Here is a 4,830-nt window from a genome sequence, read left to right on the forward strand (position 1 = left end):
CGATCAGCCTCGCGTCGAGGTGACCGCCTCCGGGCGCGAGCCGGTGGCGTCGGCCGCCGGCCGGACGGCGGGGTGCTCCTCGGACGGGCCCGACCACGGCAGCGTCACCGTGAACGTGGTGCCGGCGGACGACGAGGCGACCTCGATCGAGCCTTCGTGGCCCTCGGCGATGGACAGCGCGATCGCCAGGCCGAGACCCGTGCTGCCGGCGGCACGCGAGCGCGACGAGTCTGCCCGGGCGAAGCGGTTGAAGAGTTCGGGGAGGAAGGCCTCGTCGATGCCGGGTCCGTCGTCGGCGATCGTCAGCGAGGCGCACTGCGGCTCGTCGGGACTCTTCGGTGCGCTGATGCGGGTGACCACGGAGGTGCCGGCCGGGGTGTGCACGGCGGCGTTCGACAGCAGGTTCACGACGAGCTGGTGGAGACGCTCGCGGTCGCCGCGCACGATGATCGCGCGCTCCGGCACGTCGACCGACCAGTGGTGCGCCGGTGCCGAGACGGCCGCGTCGCTCACGGCGGCGGCGACGAGGTCGCTCAGGTCGACGTCGTCGAGGTGCAGGTCCTGGCCCTCGTCGAGACGCGCCAACAGGAGCAACTCACTGACGAGCGAACTCATCCGGGTCGCCTCCGACTCGATGCGGGCGAGCGCGTGCTCCGTCATGGGCGGGAGGTTCTCGCTGTCCTGGCGGGTGAGCTCGGCGTAGCCCTGGATCGCGGCGAGTGGCGTCCGGAGTTCGTGGCTCGCGTCGGTGACGAACCGGCGCATGCGCTTGTCGGTCGCGGCACGGACGGCGAGTGCGCGGTCGACGTGGTCGATGAGGCCGTTGAGCGCCTCGCCCACCTTGCCGATCTCCGTCCGGGGATCGGTGTCGGCCTGATCGACCCGCACGTCGATCCCGGTGTCGCCACGCTCGAGTTGCAGGGTGGACACCTCCTCGGCGGCGGCGGCCACGCGGGACAACGGTCGGAGCCCGAGGCGGACCACGATGATCGCCCCGACGATGGTGACCGCGAGCGCGAGCACGGCGAGGATCGCGATGACGATCGCCTCCTGCTGCACGGCCGCTCGCGGGGTGGCGAGCGAGACGCCGGCCACGAGGGTCTCGCCGTCGCCGTGGTCGAGGAACTCGAGCCGGTATCCGCCGAGCGACCCCAGCTCGATGTTCTGTCGCTCGGAGCTGTCGACCGCGACGGCCTCCTCGATGAGCGCCTTCGTCCGCACGTCGAGCGCCGTCGCGTTGGACTGGGTGAAACGCGCGGAGTCGACGACCCCACCGTCCGCGACGAGCGCGATGAGCGTGCCGGGCCCGTGGCCGACGTAGTCCACGAACGGCTTGACGTAGCCGGGCTCACCGCGCGTGGCATCGGGGTCCACCACCGCTCCGGCACCGGCCTGCTGATCGTGGAACTTCACCACGGAGTGCTCGAAGGCCTCCATCGACCCGGTGAGCTGGGTGTCGACGACGGCGGTGACCGACCCTTCGACCGTGACGATCGTCAGGATGCCCGACACCGCGAGGACCGCTGCGATGACCGCCGCGATGCCCGTCACCAACCGTCGCTGAAGCGTCCACGGGTGCCGCCGGTCCGCCCGAGGCGTCGGCACGCCCGCAGTCGGAACCGATGCGGTGCTCATTCGACCGGCCGCAGCACGTATCCGACACCGCGGACGGTGTGGATCATCGGCGCACGGTCGGCGTCGATCTTCTTGCGGAGGTAGGAGACGTAGAGGTCGACGATGCTGGCCTTGCCGGCGAAGTCGTAGTTCCACACGCGGTCGAGGATCTGGGCACGACTCAGCACGCGCTTCGGATTGCGCATGAAGTAGCGCAGCAGTTCGAACTCGGTCGTGGTGAGCGCCACCGGCTCGCCGTCACGGCTGACCTCGTAGCTGCGCTCGTCGAGGAAGAGCCCGCCGATCGTGATGCGGGAGTCGTCGTCGGACACGACGTGCGCGGTGCGGCGGAGGAGACCGCGGAGACGGGCCACGAGCTCCTCCAGCGAGAACGGCTTCGTCATGTAGTCGTCGCCGCCGGCGGTGAGGCCCATGATGCGGTCGTCCACCGAGTCGCGTGCGGTGAGGAACAGCGTCGGGGTGCCCGATTCCGGCTCCCCCTGCGAGAAGCTGCGGAGCTGGCGCAGGACGCTCAACCCGTCCATGTCGGGCAGCATGATGTCGAGGACCACGACGTCCGGACGTTCCGTGCGGTAGCGCTGGACGGCCTCGCGACCGTTGGTGGCGACATCCACGACCCACCCCTCGTAGCCGAGGGCCAGGCTCACGAGGTCGGTCAGGACCGCTTCGTCGTCGACGAGGAGGACGCGGATGGGTGAACCGTCGGCCCGGTACATCCGCGGTAGCTTGGCGAGGACCGCCCGGCGGCGCCCCGAGTCGACGATCTGCGTTGGCAGGTCGGAGGGCATGGGTCGATTATCCGTCGTCGAGCTGCGAGGCGCGGGAGCGACGGGCGATTCATAGAGGCCTCATATCTTTTCAGGCCGAGCCCATGGGCGCGGTGCCTACCGTGGAGGGCATGACCCGAGCAGAACCCGTGGGCACGTCGTTCGCCCCCCGCCGTCGTCGGACGGCCGGAGCGACGGCCGAGCCCGCGGACCGGATCCGGAGCGGCCTCGCCGCCGCGGTCCGTGCTCTGCGTCCCCTGTTCCCGGCAGGTGTCTCACGTCCCCGGTTCCTCCGCGGGCCGCGGATCGAGGCTCCGGTCGACGCGCACCCGATCACCACCGACCGTCTCGTCCTGCGTCGCCACCGGTTGGAGGACGCCGAGGCCTGGTACCGCATCCAGTCCACACCGGCGGTCGTCGAGCACCTGCCGTGGCCGGTCCGCGACCGCGAGGCGTCCCGCGAGCACCTGCGCCACCGCGTCCGGCACAGCCGCCTCTGGCAGTCGGGCGACTTCCTCGCCTTGGCCGTCGAGCACGACGGGCAGCTCGTCGGAGACGTCTCCCTACATCTCCGGGAGGTCCACCCCGCCGAGCGCTCGGTCGAGATCGGATGGGTCCTCGACCCCGCCGTCGGTGGACGCGGTCTCGCGAGCGAGGCTTCGGAGGCGATGATCGACCTGGCCTTCCGCGAGCTCGAGGCGAAGACCGTGACAGCGGTCATCGAGCCGGAGAACTCCAGGTCCATCGCCCTCGCCGAGCGGCTCGGCTTCCTCCGGGCGACCGCGCCGCGCCGCTCGTCGAGCATCACCTTCGCGATCACGCCCTCACTCCTCGCCGCACGTCGTGCAGAACGCGTCGAAGCCACGCACACGGGGTCCACCGTCACGCACCCCTGATCGCCGGCGTCCCGATCGCCGAACCTGCCGGGGCTGAGTCTCCCCCACTCCAGCCTCGGCAGGTTCAGCCGTCGGGACGCCGTCGACGTGCGTCCCTCGACTCACACGTTCGCAACTCAGGTGCTCCCCGGCGCGTCGCCTCCGGCTGCCGCCCGACGGCGCCGACTCGCCCGTGGCGTCCTGAGTTGTGCGCAGTCCAGGGTTCCGGTCGGTTCCAATATCCTATAGGATTATCGCGATGTGCCGGCTCGCGCCGGATCGACGGACTCGATGACGAGGAGATGCAGATGACCAGGCTCTGGAACCGACCGGCCGACTTCGCGGATGAGATGGTGGACGGCTTCGTCCGCGCCAACGGACGCTGGGTGCGCAAGGTCTCCGGCGGGGTGTCGCGCTCCACGAAGTCCGCGGAACCGGAGGTCGCCCTCGTGATCGGTGGCGGATCCGGGCACTACCCCGCTTTCGCCGGCCTCGTCGGACCGGGACTCGCTCACGGTGCGGCCATGGGCAACCTCTTCGCCTCACCGTCGGCACACCAGGTGGAGAGCGTCGTCCGCGCGAGCGAACAGGGACGGGGTGTCCTCCTCAGCTACGGCAACTACGCCGGCGACGTGTTGCACTTCACCGCCGCCCAGGACGCCGTGCGCGCCGACGGCATCGACTGCCGCACCGTCACCGTGACCGACGACATCTTCAGCGCACCGCCCACCGAACTCGAGAAGCGGCGCGGGATCGCGGGCGACCTCACCGTCTTCAAGGTCGCAGGCGGCGCTGCCTCTGGTGGGTATTCCATCGACGACGTCGAGCGCGTGGCGATCCTGGCCAACGCCCGGACCCGTTCGATGGGCGTCGCGTTCTCCGGGTGCACGCTGCCCGGTGCCGACGAACCGTTGTTCTCCGTGCCGGAGGGGCGGATGGCCGTCGGCCTCGGCATCCACGGCGAGCCCGGTATCGACGAGACCGACATCCCCTCCGCAGACGGACTGGCGGAGTTGTTCGTGCACCACCTCCTGAACGAGGTCGAGATCCCGGAGGGCGTCACGCCGAAGGGCGCGCGCGTCGTCCCGATCCTCAACGGCCTCGGCTCCGTGAAGTCGGAGGAACTGTTCGTCGTCTACGACCGCATCGCCTCCCTGCTGGAGGACGCCGGGATCACCCTCGTCGACCCGCAGGTCGGTGAGTTCTGCACGAGCTTCGACATGGCCGGCGTCTCGCTCACCCTGCTCTGGGTGGACGAGGAGCTGGAGCGACTGTGGAGCGCTGCCGCGGACACCCCGGCGTTCCGCACGGGCGCCGTCGACTCCAGCGCACTCGAGACCGTCGCCGCCGACGACACCGAGGACGTCGCCTTCGTCGTGCCGGACGCCTCGCCCGAGTCGCAGGAGTCGGCGGCCGTCGTGGCCGACGCGATCTCCGCGATCCACGAACTCCTCGCGGAGCACGCGGACGAGCTGGGACGCCTCGACGCCATCGTCGGCGACGGCGACCACGGCATCGGCATGGACCGCGGGGCGACCGCCGCCGCCGCCGAG

The 4,830-nt window shown here is 70.7% G+C and carries 4 protein-coding genes; 2 read left to right on the forward strand and 2 right to left on the reverse strand.

The window, feature by feature from the left end; genetic code table 11:
• Positions 1 to 3: 3 nt before the first annotated feature.
• Entirely contained in the window at positions 4 to 1,551 is a 1,548-nt protein-coding gene (locus IFT89_RS19665) for a sensor histidine kinase (protein WP_202939820.1), read from the reverse strand.
• 80 nt (positions 1,552 to 1,631) lie between these two features.
• Positions 1,632 to 2,423, reverse strand: a complete 792-nt coding sequence (locus IFT89_RS19670) for a response regulator transcription factor (RefSeq protein ID WP_064295688.1) — start codon at positions 2,421 to 2,423, stop codon at positions 1,632 to 1,634.
• 110 nt (positions 2,424 to 2,533) lie between these two features.
• Between IFT89_RS19670 and IFT89_RS19675 the strand changes: the two genes are divergently transcribed.
• Together IFT89_RS19675 and IFT89_RS19680 are read left to right on the forward strand one after the other, a co-directional pair.
• Positions 2,534 to 3,298, forward strand: coding sequence for a GNAT family N-acetyltransferase (locus IFT89_RS19675; protein WP_202939821.1), 765 nt, complete (start codon positions 2,534 to 2,536; stop codon positions 3,296 to 3,298).
• Positions 3,299 to 3,585: 287 nt separating this feature from the next.
• Positions 3,586 to 4,830, forward strand: a 1,245-nt coding sequence (locus IFT89_RS19680) for a dihydroxyacetone kinase family protein (protein ID WP_202939822.1), incomplete at its 3' end; no start/stop codon positions are given.

It is taken from the genome of Plantibacter sp. CFBP 13570 (assembly GCF_014841395.1).
GTDB classification, from domain to species: domain Bacteria; phylum Actinomycetota; class Actinomycetes; order Actinomycetales; family Microbacteriaceae; genus Plantibacter; species Plantibacter auratus.

Coding starts and splice junctions, on each gene's coding strand:
- IFT89_RS19670 (WP_064295688.1), bottom strand. CDS start 2,423: ATGCCCTCCGACCTGCCAACGCAGATCGTCGACTCGGGGCGCCGCCGG.
- IFT89_RS19675 (WP_202939821.1), top strand. CDS start 2,534: ATGACCCGAGCAGAACCCGTGGGCACGTCGTTCGCCCCCCGCCGTCGT.